A 306-nucleotide genomic window follows, 5' to 3' on the forward strand; every position below is an offset into this window, starting at 1 on the left:
ACAAGTGGGAGAGTGTTTCAGCTCTTAACCTGAATGATAATGACGACTATATGCGTTTCGTTCAATTTCAGGATTGGATGGCAACTGGACATTGGTACCTAGAGCCAATGAATAATTTTAATGCCGCTGATGGCATTGTTATTCATTGGTCTCGCTTTCCTGATTTAATCTTATCGCTCGTAGCTTTTCCATTGTTGTTTATCGTCGATGATAATCTTGCTTATACAATATCCATTTCTCTTGTCCCTCTGCTTTACTTGCTACTTTTTTCGCTGTCATGCTTTTACCTAGCTGACCACCTCTTCG

The 306-nt window shown here is 39.9% G+C and carries 1 pseudogene; it reads left to right on the forward strand.

Going from position 1 to position 306, the window contains the following annotated elements:
* Positions 1-306 (forward strand): annotated as a pseudogene (locus AB4486_RS24425) (hypothetical protein); the annotation flags it as partial.

Origin of the sequence: Vibrio sp. 10N.222.55.C6 (genome assembly GCF_041473395.1) — a bacterium.
GTDB classification, from domain to species: Bacteria; Pseudomonadota; Gammaproteobacteria; order Enterobacterales; family Vibrionaceae; genus Vibrio; species Vibrio crassostreae_C.